Source organism: Burkholderia sp. LK4, from assembly GCF_001043615.1.
In the GTDB taxonomy this organism is placed as follows: Bacteria; Pseudomonadota; Gammaproteobacteria; order Burkholderiales; family Burkholderiaceae; genus Burkholderia; species Burkholderia cepacia.
The window spans coordinates 52,090-75,345 of record NZ_LDUL01000041.1; the positions used below are offsets into that span (position 1 = coordinate 52,090).

General features: G+C 67.1%; 16 protein-coding genes. 9 read left to right on the forward strand and 7 right to left on the reverse strand.

All coding sequences use genetic code 11. From position 1 onward, the window contains the following. Nucleotides 1-59 precede the first annotated feature (59 nt). Nucleotides 60-1,088 carry an alcohol dehydrogenase AdhP gene (gene adhP / locus VK92_RS21060; RefSeq protein ID WP_048024611.1) on the reverse strand — a complete coding sequence of 343 codons (1,029 nt, stop codon included), beginning with the start codon at nucleotides 1,086-1,088 and terminating at the stop codon, nucleotides 60-62. Nucleotides 1,089-1,508: 420 nt separating this feature from the next. Between adhP and VK92_RS21065 the strand changes: the two genes are divergently transcribed. The 3 genes from VK92_RS21065 to otsA all read left to right on the forward strand — a co-directional run bounded on the left by VK92_RS21065 (nucleotide 1,509) and on the right by otsA (nucleotide 7,680). After that, nucleotides 1,509-3,587 carry a TonB-dependent receptor gene (locus tag VK92_RS21065; protein ID WP_231616469.1) on the forward strand — a complete coding sequence of 693 codons (2,079 nt, stop codon included), beginning with the start codon at nucleotides 1,509-1,511 and terminating at the stop codon, nucleotides 3,585-3,587. A gap of 468 nt (nucleotides 3,588-4,055) precedes the next feature. Beyond that, the gene (locus tag VK92_RS21070) at nucleotides 4,056-5,675 is read left to right on the forward strand and encodes a methyl-accepting chemotaxis protein (RefSeq protein WP_021162137.1); all 1,620 of its coding nucleotides are present in this window, start codon (nucleotides 4,056-4,058) and stop codon (nucleotides 5,673-5,675) included. A gap of 598 nt (nucleotides 5,676-6,273) precedes the next feature. Then, nucleotides 6,274-7,680 (forward strand): alpha,alpha-trehalose-phosphate synthase (UDP-forming), encoded by a 1,407-nt coding sequence (gene otsA / locus VK92_RS21075; protein ID WP_021162139.1) that lies wholly within the window; start codon nucleotides 6,274-6,276, stop codon nucleotides 7,678-7,680. Between the two features lie 7 nt (nucleotides 7,681-7,687). Here the strand turns inward: otsA and VK92_RS21080 are convergent, their stop codons facing one another. After that, the gene (locus tag VK92_RS21080; protein ID WP_048024606.1) at nucleotides 7,688-8,155 is read right to left on the reverse strand and encodes an OsmC family protein; all 468 of its coding nucleotides are present in this window, start codon (nucleotides 8,153-8,155) and stop codon (nucleotides 7,688-7,690) included. Nucleotides 8,156-8,238: 83 nt separating this feature from the next. Next, on the reverse strand, nucleotides 8,239-10,221 hold the full coding sequence (ftsH, locus tag VK92_RS21085; protein WP_048024605.1) for an ATP-dependent zinc metalloprotease FtsH: 1,983 nt from the start codon (nucleotides 10,219-10,221) through the stop codon (nucleotides 8,239-8,241). A gap of 472 nt (nucleotides 10,222-10,693) precedes the next feature. On the opposite strand from ftsH, the gene VK92_RS21090 reads away from it, so the two are divergent. Then, entirely contained in the window at nucleotides 10,694-12,352 is a 1,659-nt protein-coding gene (locus VK92_RS21090; protein ID WP_048025188.1) for an acid phosphatase, read from the forward strand. Nucleotides 12,353-12,498: 146 nt separating this feature from the next. Here VK92_RS21090 and VK92_RS21095 read toward each other — a convergent pair whose 3' ends face one another. Both VK92_RS21095 and VK92_RS21100 read right to left on the reverse strand, forming a co-directional pair. Next, entirely contained in the window at nucleotides 12,499-13,995 is a 1,497-nt protein-coding gene (locus VK92_RS21095) for an FAD-dependent oxidoreductase (RefSeq protein WP_042976804.1), read from the reverse strand. A gap of 292 nt (nucleotides 13,996-14,287) precedes the next feature. After that, the gene (locus VK92_RS21100) at nucleotides 14,288-14,497 is read right to left on the reverse strand and encodes a hypothetical protein (protein WP_048025206.1); all 210 of its coding nucleotides are present in this window, start codon (nucleotides 14,495-14,497) and stop codon (nucleotides 14,288-14,290) included. A gap of 460 nt (nucleotides 14,498-14,957) precedes the next feature. On the opposite strand from VK92_RS21100, the gene VK92_RS21105 reads away from it, so the two are divergent. The 5 genes from VK92_RS21105 to VK92_RS21125 are packed head-to-tail and all read left to right on the forward strand — an operon-like array spanning nucleotide 14,958 to nucleotide 18,875. Further along, nucleotides 14,958-15,374: a nuclear transport factor 2 family protein gene (locus tag VK92_RS21105; protein WP_027791661.1), complete on the forward strand. Its 417-nt coding sequence runs from the start codon at nucleotides 14,958-14,960 to the stop codon at nucleotides 15,372-15,374. 3 nt (nucleotides 15,375-15,377) lie between these two features. Further along, nucleotides 15,378-16,235: an SDR family NAD(P)-dependent oxidoreductase gene (locus tag VK92_RS21110; protein WP_048025187.1), complete on the forward strand. Its 858-nt coding sequence runs from the start codon at nucleotides 15,378-15,380 to the stop codon at nucleotides 16,233-16,235. 40 nt (nucleotides 16,236-16,275) lie between these two features. After that, entirely contained in the window at nucleotides 16,276-17,034 is a 759-nt protein-coding gene (locus tag VK92_RS21115; protein ID WP_027791663.1) for an SDR family oxidoreductase, read from the forward strand. A 37-nt stretch (nucleotides 17,035-17,071) separates the two neighbouring features. Continuing rightward, a complete protein-coding gene (locus VK92_RS21120) occupies nucleotides 17,072-17,908 on the forward strand; it encodes an SDR family NAD(P)-dependent oxidoreductase (protein WP_048025185.1) in 837 nt (278 codons plus the stop codon). A gap of 58 nt (nucleotides 17,909-17,966) precedes the next feature. Next, nucleotides 17,967-18,875 carry an NAD-dependent epimerase/dehydratase family protein gene (locus VK92_RS21125; protein WP_048025183.1) on the forward strand — a complete coding sequence of 303 codons (909 nt, stop codon included), beginning with the start codon at nucleotides 17,967-17,969 and terminating at the stop codon, nucleotides 18,873-18,875. Between the two features lie 153 nt (nucleotides 18,876-19,028). On the opposite strand, the gene VK92_RS21130 is transcribed toward VK92_RS21125, so the two are convergent. Together VK92_RS21130 and VK92_RS21135 are read right to left on the reverse strand one after the other, a co-directional pair. Continuing rightward, nucleotides 19,029-20,549 carry a hypothetical protein gene (locus VK92_RS21130; protein WP_048025181.1) on the reverse strand — a complete coding sequence of 507 codons (1,521 nt, stop codon included), beginning with the start codon at nucleotides 20,547-20,549 and terminating at the stop codon, nucleotides 19,029-19,031. Nucleotides 20,550-21,027: 478 nt separating this feature from the next. Beyond that, on the reverse strand, nucleotides 21,028-22,893 hold the full coding sequence (locus VK92_RS21135) for a phosphoenolpyruvate carboxykinase (GTP) (RefSeq protein ID WP_048025180.1): 1,866 nt from the start codon (nucleotides 22,891-22,893) through the stop codon (nucleotides 21,028-21,030). Nucleotides 22,894-23,256: the final 363 nt, after the last annotated feature.

Consider the following 23,256-nt stretch of genomic DNA (forward strand, 5'->3'; position numbering starts at 1 on the left):
CGCGTGAGCGCAGCGCTGCCGCGACGTCCGTCGCGTCGCGGCAGCGGGCCGAATGCGCGTCAGTGCATGTCGGTGAGCACGATACGACCGTCGACTTTCCCTTCGCGCAGCCGCGCGAATATGTCGTTGATGTTGCCGAGCCGGTCGCGATGGATATGCGCGCGCACCAGCCCGTCCGCCGCGAAATCGAGCGACTCCTGCAGGTCGCGCCGCGTGCCGACGATCGACCCGCGCACCGTGATGCCGTTCAGCACGCTCGAGAAGATCGGCAACGGGAAATCTCCCGGCGGCAAACCGTTGAGCGCCACCGTGCCGCCGCGCCGTACCATCCCGAGCGCCTGCGCGAACGCACTGCGCGACACGGCCGTGACGAGCACGCCGTGCGCGCCGCCGATTTCCTTCTGGATCACCTTCGCGGGATCGTCGATCGACGCATCGATCGTCAGCTGGGCACCCAGCTCGCGCGCGAGTGCGAGCTTGTCGGGCGAGATGTCGACGGCCGCGACGTGCAGGCCCATCGCACGCGCGTATTGCACGGCCACGTGGCCGAGCCCGCCGATACCGGAAATCGCGAGCCACTGGCCCGGGCGCGTATCGGTGACGCGAATGCCCTTGTAGACCGTCACGCCCGCGCATAGGATCGGCGCGATCTCGTCGAACGCGACCTGCGCCGGCAGATGGCCGACGTAATCGGGATCGGCCAGCACGTATTCCGCATAGCTGCCGTTGACCGAATAACCGGTGTTCTGCTGCCCGTGGCAGAGGGTCTCCCAGCCGGTGTGACAGTACTCGCAGTGGCCGCATGCGGTGTAGAGCCAGGGCACGCCGACGCGGTCGCCCTCGCGCACGTGCGTGACGCCCGCGCCGACCGCCGCGACGACACCCACGCCTTCGTGTCCGGGAATGAATGGCAGCGTCGGCTTCACGGGCCAGTCGCCGTCGGCTGCGTGCAGGTCGGTATGGCAGACGCCCGTCGCCTTGATGTTGACGAGGATCTGTCCAGGGCCCGGCGTCGGAATCGGCACTTCCTCGATGCGCAACGGTTCGCCGAACGCGTGCACCACGGCCGCTTTCATGGTTTGAGTCATGCGTCGCTCCTGTCTGGTCGATGACCGCGCCAGTATCCGGGCTCGAAACCGGAACGCATTGATACGCGTCAACGGGGCAGGAATCGTGCGCGCCGGTGGCGGATTCATGGTGGGACGCGTGGCGCAAACCGCCGCTGCGCCGCCGGGTCGACGGCCCGCCTCTGCTTTCGCAGCCATTTCAGCCGTTTGTCGGAAACCCTGTGACAGACCGCCGTTTCGCTTGGAGTTTGAAATGATATAACATATCATTTCGTGATCTCGCCCACCTGAAACCGTTTCATCCGGGTGGCCGGGTTACGCCGAGTCATATCCAGACGGGTCATTGCGCGCCACAGACGCAACAATATATCGTATCCAGCCGTGACCCGCATGGCTCGCCTTCCGATCGAACTCCAACCCATTTCAATTGATTCACCGACCATGCGCGACCTCCCTCGTCTACCGCTTCGCCCGCTCTCGCCCGTCTCGCTGATGCTGTTCGCCGCCGTCGCGCACGCGCAGGCCGATGCGCCCGCGTCGCCGACATCGCCGCAAACCACTGCGCTCGCGCCGATCTTCGTGACCGCGAACCCGCTCGGCGACACCGACCTGATCTCGCCGACCGCGCAACTGTCCGGCGACGCGCTGACGCGCCGCCAGGCCGATTCGCTCGGCGAGACGCTGAACGGGCTGCCCGGCGTATCGACCACCACCTACGGGCCGATGGTCGGCCGCCCGATCATCCGCGGGATGGACGGCGACCGGATCCGGCTGCTGCAGAACGGCGTCGCGGCCTACGACGCGTCGTCGCTGTCATACGACCATGCGGTGCCCCAGGATCCGCTGTCGATCGAGCGCGTCGAAATCGTGCGCGGGCCGGCCGCGCTGCTGTACGGCGGCAATGCGGTGGGCGGCGTCGTCAACACGATCGACAACCGGATTCCACGCGAGGCGATCGAAGGCGTGACGGGCGCGCTCGACGCGCGCTACGGCGGCGCCAATTCGGTGCGCGCGGGCGCCGCGCAGGTCGAAGGCGGCAACGGCCGCTTCGCGTTCCATGTCGACGCGTTCGACCGCGAAACGAGCAAGCTGCGGATTCCCGGCTACGCGCGCAGCAGCCAGCAACGCGCGATCGACGGCCCCGACACGCCGCAACCGTACGGCAACGTGCCGAACAGCGACGGCCGCGTGCATGGCGGCGCGGTCGGCGCGTCGTACACGTGGGCCGACGGTTTCGCGGGCCTGTCGTACAGCGGCTACGAGTCGAACTACGGCTCCGTCGCCGAGGACGACGTGCGCCTGCGGATGCGCCAGGAACGGCTCGCGCTCGCCTCCGAGATACGCAACCTGAGCGGGCCGTTCACGAAGCTGAAATTCGACTTCGCGTACACCGACTATCGCCACAAGGAAGTCGACAACGGCGAGACGGCCACCACCTTTCGCAACCGCGGCTACGAGGCGCGCATCGAGGCGCGGCATCGCAGGATCGGCCCGTTCGAAGGCGCGATCGGCGTGCAGTTCGGCCAGAACACGTTTTCGGCGCTCGGTGACGAATTGCTCGTGCCGTCCACGCGCACGAACAGCGTCGCATTGTTCGGCCTCGAGGAATGGCAGGTCGTCCCGGCGCTCAAGCTGAGCCTCGGCGGGCGCTTCGAGCACGTGAAGGTCGATCCCGATCCGGCCGGCGTCGAGAAATTCGCGGGCGCGCAGCCGCGCGACTTCAATGCCGGCAGCGTCTCGGCCGGCGCGCTGTTCTCGCTGACGCCCGTGTGGTCGGTGGCGGCCAACGTCGCCTACACCGAACGCGCGCCGACCTTCTACGAGCTGTATTCGAACGGCCCGCACGATGCGACCGGCCAGTTCCTGATCGGCAACCCGAACGCGTCGAAGGAAAAGGCCGTGTCGACCGACCTGTCGCTGCGCTACACGAGCGGGCCGAATCGCGGCAGTGTCGGCGTGTTCTACAACCGCTTCTCGAACTACCTGACCGAGTACAACACGGGCCGCGTGGTGAACGACGACGGCGAACCGGTCGCGCCCGGTACCGATGGTTCGCTCAACGAGGCGATCTACCGTGGCGTGCGCGCCGAGTTCTACGGCATCGAGGCGGACGGCAAGTGGCGCGCCTTCGCGCGGCGCGGCCATACGGTCGACCTGGAGCTGACGGCCGACTACACGCACGCACGCAACGTCGATACGGGCCAGCCGCTGCCGCGCATCGCGCCGCTGCGCGCGACACTCGCGGCCGACTACGGCTACGGCCCGTTCGGTGCGCGCGCGCAGGTCACGCATGCGTGGTCGCAGCATCGCGTGCCCGACAACGACTTTTCGACGGACGGCTACACGTCGCTCGGCGTGATGCTGACCTACAAGTTCCGCGTCGGTGCGACGCACTGGCTCGCGTACCTGCGCGGCGACAACCTGACGAACCAGGAAATCCGCTATTCGACCTCGGTCGTGCGCGGCCTCGCGCCGGAAGGCGGCCGCAGCGTGATGGCCGGGTTGCGCACCACGTTCTGACCCTCTCATGGCCCGCGGCGCCCGCCGCGGGCCGCCTTGCGGCGCCTCCACTCCGCCACGAATTTCCGCTTTCCGGACAATTCCGCCCATCGCGCATACATACCGACGACGCGCACCGGTTCCCTCCCCAATTAGAGCGCGAGGGAATTTCGTTTTATTCACTCATAAATAGAAGCCAATTCATCAGACAATTATTAGCAAAAATATCTCTTTTGCGTCGCCCGATAAAACCGGTTTCAAATTCCACGTATAAACCTTTGAATCACGGGCGCCTCGGTTCTTGCTGCCCCGGTTCGAGCAAACCCGCCCAAAAAGGATTCCAGCGCTAAAAAAACTAATATCAGGGTTTTCGAAGGGTAAAGAATCATTCCGTATACCCGTTAATGCCGGCACGAGCCCGTATCTGGTCGAACAATAAATTCAATTCACCAACCACACGCGCAGGGGCACAACGTGAATATCGCCAGAATGAGCATCAAGACAAAACTCCTCGGCGGCTTCGGCCTGCTCGCCGCGGTCGTCGTGATCGTGTCGGGCGTGGCACTCAAGGCGCTATCCGATACGAACGCCGAGTTTTCCCGCTACATGAACGGCATCAACGCGCGGGCGAACCAGTCCGCGCAAATCCGAACCGCGGTCGACCGGCGCGCGATCGCCGCGCGCAACATCGTGCTCGTGACCAAACCGTCCGATCTCGAGTTCGAACTGGCCGAGGTGAACCAGGCGCACAAGGACGTGCAGGAACATCTCGCGAAGCTCAAGGAGATGATGGCGAACGCGACCGACACCTCCGATCGCGCGCGCGAACTGGTGGACAACATCGCCCGCATCGAATCCAGCTACGGGCCCGTCGCGCTGCGTATCGTCGGACTCGCGCAGGCCGGCAAGAAAGAAGAGGCGACCGCGGACATCGACGACAACTGCCGCCCGCTGCTCGCGCAGCTCGTGCGTGCGACCGATGCCTACGCGACCTATACGCATGAACGCGAACTCGCGATCGCCCAGCAATTCGCGGATCGTTATGCGATGGAGCGCAACCTGCTGGCCGGCATCTGCCTGATCGCGGTCGCGCTCGCGGCCTGCGGCAGCCTGTGGCTGACGCGCAAGATCACGGTGCCGATCGGCTCGGCCGTGGACGTCGCGCGCACGGTCGCGAACGGCGATCTCGGCAGTCGCATCCACGTCAGCGGCAATGACGAAACCCGCGACCTGCTCGAAGCGCTGCGGACGATGAACGAGCGGTTGATCGGCATTGTCGGCCGCGTGCGCGATTCATCGAACAGCATCGCGCATGCCGTGAGCGAGATCGCGTCGGGCAACCTCGACCTGAGCCAGCGCACCGAGGAACAGGCCGCGTCGTTGCAGGAAACCGCCGCGACGATGGAGGAATTCACGTCGACGGTGCGGCTGAATGCCGAGAACGCGCAACAGGCGAGCGCGCTCGCCGCGAATGCGTCGGATGTCGCGCATCGCGGCAGCTCGGTGGTCGGCCGCGTGGTCGACACGATGACGGAAATCGGCCAGAGCTCGTCGAAGATCGCCGACATCACGGGCATCATCGAAGGCATCGCGTTCCAGACCAACATCCTCGCGCTGAATGCAGCCGTCGAAGCCGCGCGCGCGGGCGAACAGGGCCGCGGCTTCGCGGTCGTGGCGAGCGAGGTGCGCAGTCTCGCGCAACGCTCGTCGACGGCGGCAAAGGAGATCAAGGAACTGATCACCGCGTCGGTGCAGACGATCCGCGACGGCTCGGCGCTCGCCGGCGAAGCCGGCAAGACGATGTCGGACGTCACGCAGGCCGTCGCGCGCGTGACGGACATCATGGGCGAGATCGCGGCCGCATCGGCCGAGCAGAGCCGCGGCATCGACCAGGTGAACCTGACGATCACGCAGATGGACGAGACGACCCAGCAGAACGCGGCGCTCGTCGAGCAGGCCGCGGCCGCATCGAAGTCGCTCGAGGCGCAAGGTCGCGAGCTGTCCGAAACGGTTGCCGCGTTCCGGATGCCGTCCGGCACGCACGTGACGTCGTCGGGCACGCACGCGCAAGAACCCGCCGCGCATCACTGGCAACCGGCTGCCGCGTAGCGGATACCGCAAGGAGACGACGATGCGCACGCTGATTCGCCGGTCTGCCTGCGTCACGCTTGCGCATACCGCGCGATGGGCCGTGCATCGTCAACGTCCGGCTCGATCCGTTCGCGCGCGCGCGTCGCACGTCTCCTTTTCCGGTTCGCTGCACGCGCGCGTGTAGCTCGCGCATCGGCGCAGCCGCGTCGTCGCCGGTCGTTTCTACCGACCGGCGCGGCATCGTGCGCCTATCCGGAAACGCGCATCGTCACGGACGATCGCGCGCGATGCCCGTCCTCCGCATGCCATCCGGCACGCCGCGTTTGCAGCGTTGCGCAAGTTTCGATCCCGGCCCTGTATCGCGCGTTGCCACACCGGCGACATGGAGATAACGCCGCGTTCGCACGCACATCGCTCGCCGACGCAGACTTTTAAATCGAACGAATGACGAGTATGCTTAAAAAAGCACTCCGCGTTCGGACGGCGAATCGCGTGCCCTGACTCCCGTCCGATCGTATTGCGGCCTCATCGCTTCGCGCACCGCGAGCCGATGGCGGCGTCAGCTTCTCGCGCCACGGCCGCACGAACCTTCCCCCAACAATCGTCAGGAGAGCTGGTGAGCCGACTCGTCGTCGTATCCAATCGCATTGCAGATCCCCGTAAAGCCGCAGCCGGCGGGCTCGCCGTTGCCGTGAAAGACAGCCTGCAGGAATCCGGCGGCGTCTGGTTCGGCTGGAGCGGAAAGCTGCGCGGCAGCGACGACCAGCCCGCGCATGGCGACGACGTGCAGATCCAGAACGTCGGCGGCATCCAGCTCGCGACGATCGATCTCGACCCGCAGGACTACGACGCCTACTACCTCGGTTATTCGAACAACGTGCTGTGGCCGGTGTTTCACTACCGGCTCGATCTCGCGCAGTTCGACCGCCGCTTCGCCGACGGCTACCGGCGCGTGAACCAGTTGTTCGCGCGCAAGCTGCGCACGCTGCTGCGTCCCGACGACACCATCTGGGTCCACGACTACCAGCTGATTCCGCTCGCCGCCGAGCTGCGCGCGATGGGCTGTACGAATCCGATCGGTTTCTTCCTGCACATCCCGATGCCGCCGCCGCCGATCATGGCCGCGATCCCGGAACACGAATGGCTGATGCGCTCGCTGTTCGCGTACGACCTCGTCGGCTTCCAGACCGAGTCGGATCTGCTCCACTTCGAGCATTACGTCGAAGCGGAAGCCGGCGCCGCGCGGCTGCCGGACGGCCGGCTGCGTGCATTCGGCCGCACGCTGTCGGCCGGCGCGTTCCCGATCGGCATCAACGTCGACGAGTTCGAGTCGCTCGCGCGCGACCGCGACGGCCTCGACATGTTCGAACGCATGCGCGACGAATACTCGCGCCGCCAGTTGCTGGTCGGGGTCGACCGGCTCGATTACACGAAGGGGTTGCCGCAGCGCGTGCATGCGTTCCGCGAGTTGCTCGAACAGTATCCGGAGAACCGCGACCGCGCGACGCTGATCCAGATCGCCGCGCCGAGCCGCGAGGATCTCGGCGCATACGACGACCTGCGGCGCGAGATGGACAGCCTGTGCGGCGCGATCAACGGCGACTACGGCGAACTCGAATGGATGCCGATGCGCTACATTCACCGCACCGTCGCGCGCAAGCGCCTGCCGGGCCTCTATCGCGCGAGCCGCGTCGCGCTCGTCACGCCGCTGCGCGACGGGATGAACCTCGTCGCGAAAGAATTTCTCGCCGCGCAGGACGCGGCCGATCCGGGCGTGCTCGTGCTGTCGCGTTTTGCCGGCGCGGCCGAGCAGCTGAAGTCGGCGCTGCTCGTCAACCCGTACGACACGCAAGGCACCGCGCAGGCGATCCAGCGTGCGCTCGCGATGCCGCTCGAGGAACGCCGCCAGCGTCATGCGGCGCTGATGGCGATCGTGCGCAAGACCGACGTGCACTGGTGGCGCACGCGCTTTCTCGACGCACTCGCCGAAGCGGCCGAAGTCGCGGCCGCAGCCGAATCCTGACGCGCGCTCACGCGTCCGTCGCCGCGAATTCGAGCGCCGCGCCGCTCGCATCGCACAGGTCGACCGACACCGGTATGCCTTCTCGCAGGCTATCCGTCAGCACGCAGTACGCATCGAACTGATCGAGCACGCGCGTCGCCGCCGCGAGATCGGCCCATGTCCTGCCGATCGACAGCCGTACCGACATCGCGCCCACGCGCACCCTGCCCGCTTCGTTCCGCACCATGTCGACATCGATGTGTGCGGCAATCGGCTGCGGATCGACATGCTGCTTTTCCAGCGCGAACAGCAGGCTCGCCGCGAGACAGGTCGCGACCGCCGCGGCCAGTAACCGGATCGGGTTCGGCCCGCGTCCTTCGCCGAGCGGCGGCGGTTCGTCGGTGAGCACCGGCGACAGCGTCGTGCCGGCAAACACCACTTCGAAACAGAAGCGCGCCTGCTGCGCGACATCGACCGATATGTGCGCCTCGCTCATGGCGACTCCGCGCGGATCAACTGGGAAAGGAATGCCGGCACGCAGTCGCATCGATGCGCGCCGCCCGCAGGTTCGCGGCACCTTCAGCGCTCGGGTTCGCGTGGCGGCCCGTATGCGACGAAATCGCGCTCGACCGCGGACGCGTGCTCCGTTTCGATCGCGCCGCCGCGTGCGCCGGCTTCATCGTCCGGAGCCGGTGCAGCCGGCGTCGCGGACGACGGTTCGACGCGCCCGTCGATCAGCGCCTGCAGCGCTTCGCGCTCGAGCACCTCGGATTGCAGCAGCCGTCGCGCGATGCGTTCGAGCGCATCGCGGCGCTCGCCGAGCGTCATCGCGACCCGCGCATGCGCATCGGCGAGCAGCGTGCGCACCTCGTCGTCGATCATCCGCGCGGTGTGCTCGCTGCAACGCCCGTCGCCCGCATGCCACGCGCCGGGCATGCCCTGGCGCACATCGCCGTCGTCGAACGTCGCGAGCCCGATCTTTTCGCTCATCCCGTACTGCATGACCATGTGGCGCGCCATCGCGGTCGCGCGTTCGAGATCGTTCTGCGCGCCCGTCGACACGTCGCCGAACACGAGCTCCTCGGCAACGCGCCCGCCGAGCAACGCATCGATCCGGTCGAGCAGTTCGCTCCGGCGCAACACGTAGCGATCCTCGGTCGGCACCTGCTGCGTATAACCGAGCGCCGCCACGCCGCGCGGAATGATCGACACCTTCTTCACCGGGTCGCAATGCGCGCGGCTTTCCGCGACGAGCGCATGGCCGGCCTCGTGATACGCGATGGTCAGCTTCTCCTGCGCGTTCATCACGCGGCTCTTGCGTTCGAGGCCCGTCAGCGCGCGATCGATCGCCTCGTCGAAGTCGGCCATCCCGATCGCCGGCTTGCCGAGTTCGGCCGCATGCAGCGCGGCCTCGTTGACGACGTTCGCGAGATCGGCGCCGACGAAGCCCGGCGTGCGCGATGCCAGCTCGCCGAGATCGACGTCGGCCGCGAGCTTCACGCGCTTCACATGCACGCCGAGAATCTGCCGGCGGCCGTTCACGTCGGGCCGGTCGATCGCGATGTGGCGATCGAAGCGGCCCGGCCGCAGCAGCGCGGGATCGAGGATCTCCGGCCGGTTCGTCGCGGCCATGATGATCACGCCGGAGCCGGCCTGGAAGCCGTCCATCTCGACGAGCAACTGGTTGAGCGTCTGCTCGCGTTCGTCGTTGCCCGACATCGGGCCGACGCCGCGCACCTTGCCGAGCGCGTCGAGCTCGTCGACGAACACGATGCACGGCGCCTTCTGCTGCGCCTGCTCGAACAGGTCGCGCACGCGCGCGGCGCCGACGCCGACGAACATCTCGACGAACGCCGAGCCGCTGATCGAGAAGAACGGCACGGCCGCCTCGCCGGCCACCGCGCGCGCGAGCAGCGTCTTGCCGGTGCCCGGCGCGCCGACGATCAGCACGCCCTTCGGGATCTTGCCGCCGAGCCGCTGGTAGCGGTCGGGATTGCGCAGGAACGCGACGAGCTGCTGCAGCTCGGCCTTGGCTTCGTCGATGCCCGCGATATCGTCGAACGTGATGCCGGTTTCCTGCTGCACGTACACGCGCGCGCGGCTCTTGCCCATCCCGGTGAAATCCTGCAGCCCGCCGCGCTTGCGCAGCATCATGTTCCAGATGAACACGAACAGCACGAGCGGCAGCAGCCACGAGGCAAGCGATGCCATCCAGCTCGTGTCGGGCGTGCCGTGATAGCGGATGCCGGCCGTGGTCAGCGTGTCGGTCAGGTGTTCGTCGCTCACGCGGTTGGTCGTGAACCGCCACGGCGCGCCGGCCTGCTGCACGGCCGAGGCGTCGGACGCCGGCAGCATCGCGCCGGCCTGCGGCATCTTCAGCGTGCCCGAGATCGACGCGGGGCCGACTTCGAGATCGTCGACGAGCCGTGCGGCGACGAGCCGGTGGAAATCGCTGTACGCGATCGACGCCGACGACGGACGCAGCATCAGCAACTGCGCGGCGAACAGCACGAAGAAGCCCGCCGCGATCAGCAATCCCGGGTAGTCGAATTTCCTGTCCATGGCATCCGGCCGGACGTGCGCGCGACGCTACGCTGCTCTGCCGCGGCACAGCGGACGTGCGTGGCTGCGCGCGCAGCCCGCGCGCGGCATCGGCGGCCATGCGGCAGCGGTAGTCATGCGTGCCATCTCGCCTCGCTCCTGCGCATCAACGATGCCGCGACAACGCCGTCGGCCGGCATCGCCGGGCAATCCTCGCCCGGGCGGCACGCCGCGACGCGCCGCCCCTTATTCAAGTCTAGTTCGCGCGAGTGCGTCGCGCATCGCTCGCGGCGCGACGGGAATCGTCCGACAAACACCTTTCATCCGCCCCCGTTGCCGCGTTATAGTCGCGTTCGTGACATTTTTGTGACAGATGCATCGCACGCGCCGATACGCCATACGGGCCGTTGCCTTCCATCGTTCGGCACGGCAGCCTGTGCGGCACCGCCGTGCATCACGCCCCGTCCACCCGCCCATTCGAGGAACCCACGACGTGAACGACACCCCCGATCGCCCCGACGACCTTCCCGCCGATCCCGACCGCCGCCGCGTGCTCGGCGGCCTTGCCGCGCTCGGTGCGGGTGTCGCGCTCAGCGGCTGCGAAACCACCGGCGCGCCGCGTTCCGCCGCCGACCTGCGCGTCGACGAAGCGTTGCGCCAGCGTGTGCGGCACATCGTCGTGATCTACGCGGAAAACCGCAGCTTCGCGAACCTGTACGGCGATTTCCCGGGCGTAAGCCATCCGCTGAGCGAGGTGCGGCCCGAGCACGCGCAGCAGCTCGATCGCGACGGCAAGACGCCGTTGCCCGTGCTGCCGAAGATCTGGGGCGGGCTCGTGCCGCAGGCGCAGGAAGTGGGCGGCAAGCGCTACGCGATCGCCGAGCGCGACATCGACAAGCTGCCGAACGCGCCGTTCCAGATCACGGACGCGCAGGGCAAGCCGCTGCCGAACGGCGTGATCACGCGCGACCTGTGGCACCGCTTCTACCAGAACCAGATGCAGATCGCGGGCGGCCGCAACGACCAGTTCGCCGCGTGGGCCGATTCGGGCGGTCTCGTGATGGGCCATTACCGCAATTCGGCCGACACGCTGCGGCTGTGGAACCTCGCGCGGCAATACACGCTGTGCGACAACTTCTTCATGGCGGCCTTCGGCGGTTCGTGGATGAACCACATGTTCCTGATCTCCGCGCAGCCGCCGCTGTATCCGGACGCGCACAAGCATCCGCATGCGGCGAAACTGCTGTCGAAGGTCGAAGGCGACGATCCGGCCGGTACGCGCCTGAAGCTCGCCGACGATTCGCCCGCGTCCGCGCTCGACGGCCCGCCGAAGTTCGCGGGCGACGGCCCGCTGACGCCGGACGGTTATGGCGTGAACACGATGGCGCCGCCGTATCAGCCGAGCTACGTGCCGCCGCCGGACCCAGGCAATGCCGCGTACGCGGACCCGGCCGACCATCGCGTGATGCCGCCGCAGGGTTATGCGACGATCGGCGACCGCCTGTCGGAAAAGAACATCGACTGGGCGTGGTACAGCGGCGCGTGGCAGTACGCGCTCGAGCATCGCGACACGGGCACCGTGCCCGATTTCCAGTACCACCACCAGCCGTTCAACTATTTCGCGAACTACGCGCCCGGCACCGAGGCGCGCAGCAAGCACCTGCGCGACGCCGGGCTCGGCGACGAGCCGTCGACCAACCACTTCATCGCCGACATCGACGCGGGCCGCCTGCCGGCCGTCACGTTCTACAAGCCGCAGGGCAACCTGAACATGCATGCGGGTTATGCGGACATCGAATCCGGCGACCGTCACATCGCGACGGTGATCGACCATATCCGGCGCGGGCCGCAATGGGACAACACCGTGATCGTGATGACGCACGACGAGAACGGCGGCTGGTGGGATCACGTCGCGCCGCCGGTGGGCGACCGCTGGGGCCCCGGTTCACGGATTCCGGCGCTCGTGATCTCGCCGTTCGCGAAGAAGGGTTTCGTCGATCACACGCTGTACGACACGAACTCGATCCTGCGCTTCATCAGCCGCGTGCACGGGCTCGCGCCGCTCGACGGCGTGGTCGCGCGCAACAAGGCGTTCGCCGCGCGCGGCGCGACGCCGCCGGGCGATCTCACGAACGCGCTCGACCTCGGCTGACGGCGGGTTGGCCTGGTTGGCCCGGTTGGCGGCTTAGCGGCTGAGCCGCTGAACCGCTCAAGCACCTGGGCACTTGGGTGCCCGAAACGACGACGCCCCGGGCAAGACGATTGCCCGGGGCGTCGTTCATTTCCACCCTGTCAACGCTACGCGGCGTTGCGCAGCGCGTCGCACCCCGCCTGCGCGGCGTGACGGCCGGCCTGCCGGCCGAAGAACGTCGCGTCAGCCAGCGACAACCCCGAGCTGTACCCGGCGCCCCAGCGCGGCAGCCCGCAGGTCGTGCGGCCGGCCGCATAGAGCCCCGCCACCGGCGCGCGTGCCGCGTCGACCACCTGCCCGGTCGGCAACGTGTCGAGCCCGCCGAGCGTGAAGTGCGGATAGAACGCGTAGTCGATCCGGCAATCGAGCGCGACGAACGGCGGCTCGATCAACGGCTGCAGCCATTTCCCGGCCTTGTGGAACAGCGGATCGGCGCCTTCGGCAGCATGGCGGTTGTAGACGTCGACAGTCGCCGTCAGCGTGCCGGCCGGCATCTGCAGGTCGCGTTCGACTTCCTCCCACGTTTCGCCGGCCGCCGCGATGCCGATCCGCGCAATCGCGGGCGGCTCGCGGTACGTCGCCTGGTCGACGAGCAGGTAGATGCGGTCGCCGGCCTGGTGGAACGCGTGATGGCCCGTGCGGCCGTGATAACCGTCCTCGTTGATGAAGCGCTGGCCGCGCGCGTTCACGAAGATTCCCCGGATCAGCGATTCGGGCGCGTAAAACGGCAGGCTGACGAAACCCTGGTCCATGTGGATCGCCGCGCCGCCCGCGCTCTGGCCGAGCAGGATGCCCGAGCCGTCGTCGCCGGGGCTGCCGATCGGTTCATCCGAGCGCAGGAACTGCGGCGCATGGCGGCGCACCATGTCGCGATTCATCGCGAAACCGCCCGCGCACAGGATCACCGCGCGACGCGCACGCACGCATGCCGTCTCGCCATACGCGCGCAGCACGACGCCGCGCACCGCGCCGTCGTCGTCGACGATCAATGCGAGCGCGCGCGTGTCGTAACGCGTCGCGACGCCGAGCGCCGCCACGCGTTCGGCCAGCACGCGCATCAGCATCTGCCCGCCGCCCCAGCCCGGCCATTGCGGCGTGTGCCCGCGCGGGCACGGCTTCGCGGCCTCGCTGAACGGCCAGGCTTCCTCGCTGCCCGACCAGATCAGGCAATCGTCGGTCTCCGGTTCGACGATCCGCTCGGCAATGAACGTGTTCTTGTACGTGAGGCCCTGCTCGACGAGCCAGTCGTGGTGCGCCAGGCTTTCGTTCGCGTAGAGCCGCACCTTTGCCTCGTCGGCGTCGCGCCCGCCGGCCAGCATCAGGTAGCGGTACAGATCCTCGGTGTCGTCGGTAAAGCCGGCCTGCCGCTGTGCGGGCGTGCCGCCGCTGCCGCCGAGGTAGATCTCGCCGCCCGACAGCGCGCTCGTGCCGCCGTAGCTCGACGCGCGCTCGACGATCAACGTGTCGGCGCCGGCGCGCGCGGCTTCGATCGCCGCACAGGCGCCGGCCGCGCCGAAGCCGACGATCACGACATCGTGTTCGGCATCCCAGCGATGCACGTCGCGAATGTTCAGGGGGTGAGTCAGGGAATAGTCGGATGACATGAGGAATGGGTCAGCGTGTAGGAAACCTGAGGGAAGCGATGGAAAGCCGCGGACGCGGTGAGGGCCGACAGGCGGCCCGTTGCCGACGTTGCCGCCGCAATGCCTGAATGCCGGATCGGGCGTGCGACGGGGCGCGTGCACGACGCAGGCGTCCCGTGCCCGGTTGAAGCCGCGACCCGCATCAAACGGGATCGGCCCGCGCGATGATTGCGACGTGGCCGTGGCGAAGAGCGTTGGTACGCCATCGCGCCGCCACGGCTGCCGGCCTGCGCGGCGCGTAGCCGCGCGGACGTCACATGCCGCGCAGCGCGGCGAACCCGAAGTGCGACGGATCGATCGGCACGCAGCCGACCGGCAGCCCGTTCGCGTCGACCGAGCGGCATTGCAGGATGCCGGCCGCATACGGCGGCGACGGAACCTGATCGGCGCCGTATCGCGCCATCGCCATGGCAGCGAACGTGCCCATCGCCAGTACGCATAGCTTGCGAGTCGTCAGTCTCATGATCGTCGTCCCCTCCGGTTGTCCGCTGGTGCGGTTCGTGTCCGGCGTGCATCGCATGCGGCACCGGATGACTGCACGGTAGCCAGCGCCCGGCCGTCGGCCATCGTCCATTTCGACTAGGGGCAAACGCTGAGCGACGGGCGCACGGCGTGTCGCATCGCAGCATCGTGCGCGATGGCTTCGTACACGCGGAGGAGACGCGGCGCGTTGCGCGCCAGTCCCGGCCGCCCGCGCCAATCGTCAGACGACTGTCGCACGCCGGCCGCTGCGCCGCACCATCCGGGCGCGATCGTGCGGCACGCGGCGCCCGGCCCCGGTGTTTTCCCCGACCCTCGCCCTGCTCCGTATGGATGATGAGTCGCCATCGGTCCGATGCGAACCTTCGCCTCGACGTCGCAATGCCGCCGCGTCCGCACTCGCGGCGCGGCCGACTCTTTCCGTTCTTCCACGGGAGCCCTGCATGACCGATTCGAATCCCCGCCACGCGCTGTACGAACTGGCGTGCCGCTACGCGCAAGCCGTCGACCGGCGCGACTGGCCGCGACTCACCGCCCTCTTCACGCCCGATGCGCAGCTCGCCGGGCCCGGCTTCCGCTTCGACGATCGCGACGCGATCGTGACGGGCATGCGCGTGATCGAGCGCTACGAAGCGACCCAGCATCACGTGCACAACCAGCTCGTGACGCTCGACGGCGGCGAGGCCGACGTCGAGACCTATGGCGTCGCCTGCCACGTCTACGTGCGCGACGGCGTGAAGCGCAAGCTCGACTGGGGGCTGCGCTATCGCGACCGTTGCGTGTTCGACGGCGGCACGTGGCGTTTCGCCGCGCGCACGCTGCACGTCGACTGGTCGCAAGACCTGCCGCTGGAGGGCTGAACGATGCGCACCGCTGCTCCCCTCGACGGCCGCACCGCACTCGTCACGGGCGGCGCCGGCGGCATCGGCGCGGCCTGCGCGCACGCGCTCGTCGCCGACGGCGCGGCCGTCGTGCTGATGGGCCGCCGCCGCGACGCGCTCGAACGCACGCAACGGCAACTGACCGACGCGGTGCCCGGCAGCCGCGTCGCGATCCACGCGGGCGACGCCTGCGACGAAGGCGACCTGCAGGCCGCGCTCGACTGCGCGTGGGCGCTCGACCGTCGCCTAGACATCGTCGTGCCGACGGTTGGCGGTGCGGGTTTCCGGCCGCTGCTGCTGCACGACGCCGACACCTTCCGCGCCGAAATCGACCTGAACCTGCACAGCGCGTTCGCCGCGATCCGTCATGCCGCGCCGCGGCTCGCCGACAGCGGCGGCGGCGCGATCGTCTGCATCTCGTCGACGGCCGCGCAGATCAATTTCCGCTGGCTGTCCGCGTACTGCACCGCGAAGGCTGCGCTCGAAGCGCTCGTGCGCGGCGCGGCCGAGGAACTGGCCGGCGCGAAGATCCGCGTGAACGCGGTGCGCCCGGGCCTCACGCGCTCCGAAGCAACGGCGCCGATGTTCGACAATCGCGCGCTCGTCGACAGCTTTCTCGAGCAGATCCCGCTCGGCACGCTCGGCGAACCGGAAGCGATCGCGCATGCGGTGCGCTATCTCGCGGGCCCCGAGTCGGGCTGGGTGACCGGCCAGAGTTTCGCGGTCGACGGCGGCCACGAACTGCGCACCAACCCGCGCGTCGACGACACGATCGCGCAGATCTACGGCACGGCCGCGCTCGACGCGATCAAGGCCGGCCGCGCACCGGGCGCCGCATGAGCGCCCGCCTTCTTTCAACGTCTAGGGAAAACGACCGACCATGAATCGAGTCGCAAACAAGGTCGCGCTGGTCACCGGTGCGGCAAGCGGCGTCGGCCGCGCGGATGCGTTGCTGCTCGCCGCCGAAGGCGCGCGTGTCGTGCTGACCGACATCGACGAGGATGCAGGCCGCGCGCTCGCACGCGAGATCGGCGACGCCGCACTGTTCGTCCGCCACGACATCGCCGACGAGGACGGCTGGCGACAGGCGATCGCATCGACGCTCGACCGCTTCGGCCGCCTCGACGTGCTCGTCAACAACGCGGCGATCTGCCCGGTCGGCTCGATCGAGGACACGAGCCTCGACACGTGGCGCCGCGTGATGCGCACCAACGCCGACGGCTATTTCCTCGGCTGCAAATATGCGATCGGCGCGATGAAGGGCAACGACACGCCGGGCTCGATCGTGATGATGTCGTCGGTCGCCGCGCTCGGCGGGCTGCCGATGATGTGCGCATACACCGGGTCGAAAGGCGCGGTGACGGCGCTCGCGCGCAGCGTCGCCGTGCACTGCAAGCGCAGCGGTTACCGCATCCGCTGCAACTCGATCCATCCGGACGGGATCTGGACGCCGATGACGCAGGCGCTGATGCCCGATCTCGACCCGGCCGCGCTCGGCATCGGCAGCGATCCGATGGCACGCATGTGCGACCCACGGGACGTCGCGAATCTCGTGCTGTTCCTCGCGTCCGACGAATCGCGTTTCGTGAACGGTGCGGAGCTGCGGATCGACAACGCGCAACTGGTGTCGTCGCTGTGACGCGACGCACTGCCCTCCCGTTCAAAGGAGTTCATCGATGATTTCATTCAACGGCAAGACCGTGCTGGTCACCGGCGGCGGCGCAGGCATCGGCCGTGCGTGTGCGGAAGCGTTCGGCGCGGCCGGCGCGCGCGTCGCGGTAGCCGAGATCGACCCGGCCCGCGCGCAGGACGTGCGCCAGGCGCTCGAGGCGGCGGGTGTCGACGCGCTCGTCGGCACCGTCGACGTCACGCGCCGCGACCAGGTCGATGCGTTCGCACGAACCGTCGACGCGCGCTTCGGCGGCCTCGACGTGCTCGTCAACAATGTGGGCGACTTCCTGCAGATCGCGAAACCGTTCGACGACTGCACCGACGACGACATCGCACGGCTGTTCGACGCGAACCTGCGCCAGGTGTTCGTCGTCACGCGCGCGATGCTGCCGTTGCTGCGCAAGCGCGGCGCGGGCGGCAGCATCGTCGGCGTGTCGTCGATCGAAGGCTTTCGCGCCATTCCGAACTGCACCGTGTACGCGTCGTTCAAGGCAGCGCTGACCGGCTTCACGAAAAGCCTCGCGCTCGAACTCGGGCCGGCCGGCATTCGCGTGAACCAGATCGCCCCCGAAACCACCGAGACGCCGCAGGTGCCCGTCAGCGCGATGGTCGCGGCCGAGCATCGCGAGCACATCCCGCGCTGGATCCCGCTCGGGCGCTTCGGCACGGCCGGCGATATCGCGGGTGCCGCGCTGTTCCTCGCGAGCCCGCTCGCCGCGTGGGTCACCGGCACGACGCTGCATGTCGACGGCGGCGCGCTCGCGGCGGCCGGCTGGTATCGCGACCCGAACGGCTTCTGGACCAACATGCCCGTCGTCACGGGCAACGGCTTCAATTTCTGAGCGGCACCGCCCGCCTGTTCATTTCACGCGGCACGAAAGCGCCGCTACCGGAGACACCATGAAGATCCTGATCGTCGGCGGCACCGGCCTCATCGGCGGCCATGCCGCGCTGCACCTGCACGCGCAGGGCAACCGCGTCACGCTCGCCGCACGCAAGCCACCCGCCCCCGGCAGCGCACTCGCGCAGTTCGATGTACTGCTGCGCGATTACGTGGCCGGCAACTTCACGCGCGACGATCTCGCGCCGTTCGACGCGGTGGTGTTCGCGGCCGGCAACGATATCCGCCACCTGCCGCCCGGCACCGACGAAGCCGCGCACTGGGAGCGCGCGAACGTCGACGCGGTGCCGCGCTTTTTCGCGCTCGCGCGCGACGCGGGCGTGAAGCGCGCGGTGCTGGTCGGCAGCTTCTATCCGCAGGTCGCGCCGGCGCTCGTCGACACGGTGCCGTACGTGCGCTCGCGCCATCTCGCCGACGAACGTGTCCGCGCGCTCGCGACGCAGTCGTTCGCCGTCTGCAGCGTCAACGCGCCGTTCGTCGTCGGGTCGGTGCCAGGGCTGCGCAACGAGATGTTCGCTGCCTACACCGGCTATGCGCAAGGCCAGTTCGCGGGGCTGCCCGTGTTCGGGCCGGCCGGCGGCAGCAACTTCATCTCGACGCAATCGCTGTCGGAAGCGATCTGGGGCGCGCTGCAGCGCGGCGAAGCAGGCAAGGCCTACCTCGTCGGCGACGAGAACCTCAGCTTCGCCGACTACTTCGCGGCCTTCTTCCGCGCGGCGGGCAATCCGCGGGACGTCCCGTCGCTCGACCAGGAGCATCCGCTGTTGCCCGACATCGCGATCTACACGGGGCGCGGCAACGTCGTGTCGTACGAGCCCGATCCCGCCGACAGCGCACTGCTGCGCTACCGGCGCGGCGATGTGCAGCGTGCGGTCGATGAAGTCGTTGCGCATTGCCGCGCGCAGTAGGCGACGCGATCGAAGCTTCAATGCGTATCGTCAGTCGCCCATAAGCAGATCAATCTTCTTTATCGAATCGGACACCTCGGCCAGTGGATACGGCACGCCCGGATTCGTGAAGTGCGAATCCGGACGCGCGACTCCGCTGTCGGTTCGATACGCCTACTTGCCCAACGCATTGAACCAGCCCGGGCCAATCGGCGCGTAACCGGTAGTGCCCGCTGCCGCCGCACGGGCATTAATGCCGAAATCAGGCCACGCGGGATAGTACTGACTCGACTTCACCTGAGACGTGCCCTCGATTTTCGCGGAACCAGGCGTGCCGTTGGCCCCCGTCGCAGCGCCAAGCGTCACGATGCCGAAATACGGCTCGTAGATGTTCGTGCTGTTCGGCAATGACAACGCCATGTCGGAATAGCAGTACGCATACACCGGTCCGTATGCTCCCATCGGTTGCTGCGCTATCCATGCCATCAGCGCATGATATTCGCGCGCTTGGTTCGCTTGCGTCAGAAATGGCGCATTCTGCATGGTTCGAAAATCGGCATTCGTGTATTGCGTCGACGAGCCGCCCAATTGTCCCGTGAAATTGGTCGCGCCGTCCGTACCGGTCGTGGGTGCACCGAATTCGGTGAGAACGATGGCCTTCGCGGCATCGCCCGCCGTATTCATCTGATCGCGCAAGCTTGTTCCCGTGTAACTCGAAAACGAGTTGCCACTACTCGACGGCCACGCATACGACGGCGACGGGAAGGTGTGCCACATCATGTTGAATGCATTCGAGTATTGCGGAAACGTGGTGTTGAGCGTCGTGCTGGGACATTGGTCCTGAGCCGATTGCCAGTCGTCGAAATAGCAGTACGGGTGATGAGCCAGCGCATCGAAATACCCGTGCGCGCCACTCGCGTACATCACGGCCAGCCAGTCGCGCGGATCCCACTGGGTCGGCGCGGGGTAACTCGGATTGGTTGAGTTGACGAGTCCGACCACACCGTTCGACGGAAGCGTGCCGCTCGAATTGTTCGGATATGTCGTACATGCCGCGCTTCCCCCCGCATACACGTAGGCTCCAGGATTAGCCTGCTTGATCGCCGGGTAGGCGCTTTTCAGGATTTGCGTATACAGCACCGGATCGTGGGGCATGAAATCGATACCACAGTTCGGCTCGTTCCAGATTTCCCAAGCATCGATTTGTCCACCGTAGCTGTCGCTACCGTAATGCTTGGCCGCGGCACGGGCAAAATTGGTATAAAACGTCGGATCCGGTGCGCATAACCAGGATGAAACTCCGTTCGCTTGTTGATAGCTGCTCGAGCACTTCGAACTGGCCGCCCACGGCGGAGTAAGCAATATCAGGCCCAGTACCCGAAGGCCATTGTTGCGGGCTGCCCGGATGATCGTGTCCGTCACTCCCCAGTTCAATCCGCTGCTGGTCCCGGGGTTGGGGTCGTTGATGTTGATCGTGGTTTGTGACGGCTGAATCCGCGCCCAGTTGATATCGATCCGGACCCAGTGCGCGTTTGTCGCCGCGAGACCGGCCATGTAGTTGTTGATGGCTTGCGTTGGATCGTTGGCGTTCTTGTTGATGATGTCGTTGATTTCACTGCCCAGGTTGATTGCCGGCACCGGCGTATTGGTTTGGCCGATCGCGGGTTGGCCAACGAACAGCGCGATGAAAAGCATGGCCCACCCCAATCCGGCCGACGCCGAACGCGGCCGCTCATATCGATATGCGGACAGTGCGCCACTAACCACATTCGAGAGCCAATGTATTGTTTTGCCGATCATTGAGACACCTCATGCGTCTTCATCAGGGCGCCTGGTGTTTCGCCGCCTAATTCACCGGCAAGGAAACGGAGCGCCCAGTTTAATAGCCGCCCAAGTCTTCGGTTCGACGGCGGCGATATTGATTGCGGCTCGATAAAGCGACCTTCTTGCCCTAACAAGCACGACCCGCTTCGATTCTCTAGGATCGGTTGACGGCAACCGTGCGTTACCGCACTCACCTATACGGCCGGGGTTGCCGAAACGGATACTGCGACGCCGGCCGCACCGGACAAAGAAAGGCATGCACGACGACAAGCGGAAATGCAAAAACGTCCCGCCGCCGGCAACGAATGCCGGCGGCGGGACGTCGGAGCGACAACGTCGATGCGGGCCGTCAGGCGCCGATACGCTGCTCGATCTTCTTCATCGTGTCGGTCATTTCAGCCGGCAGGCGCAGCTTCAGCATGTCGAACAGCGCCGCATGCAGTTTCAGCTCCTCACGCCATTCGTCGGCGTTCATCGAGGTCACCGCGTCGAACTGCTCGCGCGTGAAATCGAGGCCGTCCCAGTGCAGGTCCTCATACGCCGGCGACACGCCGAACGCATGCTCGCCGCCGCCGCCCGTGCCTTCGAGACGGTCGAGCATCCACTTCAGCACGCGCATGTTCTCGCCGAAGCCCGGCCACACGAACTTGCCGTTCGCATCCTTGCGGAACCAGTTCACGCAGTAGATCTTCGGCAGTTTCGCGCCAGCGCCTTCGAGCTGCTTGCCGAGCTTCAGCCAGTGCGCGAAATAATCGCTGACGTTGTAACCACAGAACGGCAGCATCGCGAACGGATCGCGGCGCACGATGCCCTGCTGACCGACCGCCGCGGCGGTCGTCTCCGAGCCCATCGTCGCGGCCATGTACACGCCTTCGACCCAGTCGCGTGCCTCGGTCACGAGCGGCACGGTCGTCGAACGGCGGCCGCCGAAGATGAACGCGTCGATCGGCACGCCGGCCGGGTTCTCCCAGTCGTCGTCGATCGACGGGCACTGCGCGGCCGGCGCCGTGAAGCGCGAGTTCGGATGCGCCGCCTTGCGGCCCGTCTCCTTGCCGATCTCCGGCGTCCACGGGTTGCCCTGCCAGTCGGTCAGCTTCGCAGGCGGCGTGTCGGTCAGCCCTTCCCACCACACGTCGCCGTCTTCCGTCAGCGCGACGTTCGTGAAGATCACGTTTTTCGTGAGCGTCGAGATTGCGTTCGGGTTGGTCTTCACGCCCGTGCCCGGCGCGACACCGAAGAAGCCGGCTTCCGGGTTGATCGCATACAGTCGGCCGTCGCGGCCCGGCTTCAGCCACGCGATGTCGTCGCCGATCGTCGTGACCTTCCAGCCATCGAAGCCCTGCGGCGGAATCAGCATCGCGAAGTTCGTCTTGCCGCACGCGGACGGGAATGCGGCCGCGACGTGATACTTCTTGCCGGCCGGCGACGTCACGCCGAGGATCAGCATGTGTTCGGCGAGCCAGCCCTGGTCGCGCCCCATCGTCGATGCGATACGCAGCGCGAAACACTTCTTGCCGAGCAGCGCGTTGCCGCCGTAGCCCGAACCGAAACTCCAGATCTCGCGCGTCTCGGGAAAGTGCACGATGTACTTGACCGGGTTGCACGGCCACGGCACGTCCTGCTGGCCGGCTTCGAGCGGATGGCCGACGCTGTGCACGCACGGCACGAAATCGCCGTCCTCGCCCAGCACGTCATACACCTCGCGGCCCATGCGCGTCATGATCCGCATGTTCACGGCGACGTACGGGCTGTCGGACAGCTCGACGCCGACGTGCGCGATCGGCGAGCCGAGCGGGCCCATCGAGAACGGCACGACGTACAGCGTGCGGCCGCGCATCGAGCCGCGGAACAGGCCGTTGAGCGTCTCGCGCATTTCGGCGGGCGCGATCCAGTTGTTGGTCGGGCCGACGTCGTCGCGCGATGCCGCGCAGATGAACGTGCGATCCTCGACGCGCGCGACGTCGGACGGATCGGATTGCGCGAGATACGAGTTCGGGCGCTTCGCCGGGTTCAGCCGCTTGAGCGTGCCCTGGTCGACCATCGCCTGGCACAGCGCGTCGTTTTCTTCCTGCGAACCGTCACACCACACGACATGCTCGGGCTCCGTGAGCGCCGCGATGCGCGACACCCAGTCGATCAGCTTGCGATGTTTGACGAAAGCCGGCGGAGCGATCAGCGGGCCGTGTGTTGCTTCGGCCAGATTGTTTTGCGACATGAGGGTGTCTCCAGATTATTGGGCGAGGATGGGGGATGCGGGGCGAGCCCGCGAGATGGGGGATGCGATTGGAGCGCAGGGTGCGGCGGCGCGCAGGACGGGACACGCGAGCGGAGCGCGTGTCGATGCCGCGATGCGTGCGAGAGAAGGTGACGTCTCGTTAGAAGGTGCGAACGCGAGTTTCGCCATGCAAGCAACCTGCCGTACAACTCCATGGCGACCAGCATACCATCGCCGTTATTCGGCAAACGTTGCGTTGCAACAAGAAACAACTATGTCGGCGATCCGGCACGCCAGTTGCCTGTGAATTATTTTTACAACGCCATTGCGCGCGTTTCTGCGGTGAAAACGGCCAGGACGGCC

What these genes read in the sequence shown, in the direction of transcription:
- adhP (WP_048024611.1), bottom strand. Translation starts at nt 1,088, where the DNA reads ATGACTCAAACCATGAAAGCGGCCGTGGTGCACGCGTTCGGCGAACCG.
- VK92_RS21065 (WP_231616469.1), top strand. Translation starts at nt 1,509, where the DNA reads ATGCGCGACCTCCCTCGTCTACCGCTTCGCCCGCTCTCGCCCGTCTCG.
- VK92_RS21070 (WP_021162137.1), top strand. Translation starts at nt 4,056, where the DNA reads ATGAGCATCAAGACAAAACTCCTCGGCGGCTTCGGCCTGCTCGCCGCG.
- VK92_RS21080 (WP_048024606.1), bottom strand. Translation starts at nt 8,155, where the DNA reads ATGAGCGAGGCGCACATATCGGTCGATGTCGCGCAGCAGGCGCGCTTC.
- ftsH (WP_048024605.1), bottom strand. Translation starts at nt 10,221, where the DNA reads ATGGACAGGAAATTCGACTACCCGGGATTGCTGATCGCGGCGGGCTTC.
- VK92_RS21095 (WP_042976804.1), bottom strand. Translation starts at nt 13,995, where the DNA reads ATGTCATCCGACTATTCCCTGACTCACCCCCTGAACATTCGCGACGTG.
- VK92_RS21100 (WP_048025206.1), bottom strand. Translation starts at nt 14,497, where the DNA reads ATGAGACTGACGACTCGCAAGCTATGCGTACTGGCGATGGGCACGTTC.
- VK92_RS21105 (WP_027791661.1), top strand. Translation starts at nt 14,958, where the DNA reads ATGACCGATTCGAATCCCCGCCACGCGCTGTACGAACTGGCGTGCCGC.
- VK92_RS21110 (WP_048025187.1), top strand. Translation starts at nt 15,378, where the DNA reads ATGCGCACCGCTGCTCCCCTCGACGGCCGCACCGCACTCGTCACGGGC.
- VK92_RS21115 (WP_027791663.1), top strand. Translation starts at nt 16,276, where the DNA reads ATGAATCGAGTCGCAAACAAGGTCGCGCTGGTCACCGGTGCGGCAAGC.
- VK92_RS21120 (WP_048025185.1), top strand. Translation starts at nt 17,072, where the DNA reads ATGATTTCATTCAACGGCAAGACCGTGCTGGTCACCGGCGGCGGCGCA.
- VK92_RS21125 (WP_048025183.1), top strand. Translation starts at nt 17,967, where the DNA reads ATGAAGATCCTGATCGTCGGCGGCACCGGCCTCATCGGCGGCCATGCC.
- VK92_RS21130 (WP_048025181.1), bottom strand. Translation starts at nt 20,549, where the DNA reads ATGCTTTTCATCGCGCTGTTCGTTGGCCAACCCGCGATCGGCCAAACC.
- VK92_RS21135 (WP_048025180.1), bottom strand. Translation starts at nt 22,893, where the DNA reads ATGTCGCAAAACAATCTGGCCGAAGCAACACACGGCCCGCTGATCGCT.